This is a genomic window from Halalkalibacter lacteus (genome assembly GCF_036663595.1).
Lineage (GTDB): Bacteria > Bacillota > Bacilli > Bacillales > Bacillaceae_D > Halalkalibacter > Halalkalibacter lacteus.
The window spans coordinates 1-246 of record NZ_JAWRVL010000378.1 but is presented as its reverse complement, the minus strand read 5'-3'; the positions used below and the strand labels follow the sequence as shown (position 1 = coordinate 246).

Below are 246 nucleotides of genomic sequence, written 5' to 3'. Positions count from 1 at the left end.
CGCCACCGCCGCTATCCTCAAGCGGTGGGGAGTAAAGCGGATCAATTTCGTGGGCCTGATCGCTGCGCCCGAGGGGATCAAAGCTATGCAAACCCAGCATACAGACATCTATATCCACATTGCCGCGATCGACGATCACCTCAACGAGCGCGCCTATATCGTGCACGGATTGTGCGATGCGGGAGACCGTCAGTTTGGGACAGGGTAAAACGATGACCATCGATATCAACGAGCTCAACAATTTCA

Annotated in this window: 1 protein-coding gene; it reads left to right on the top strand. The window is 54.5% G+C overall.

Annotated features, from left to right (window positions below; genetic code table 11):
- Nucleotides 1-208: uracil phosphoribosyltransferase (locus tag SAZ04_RS22730; RefSeq protein WP_332700006.1), on the top strand; the 208-nt coding region annotated here is incomplete at its 5' end.
- Nucleotides 209-246 lie beyond the last annotated feature (38 nt).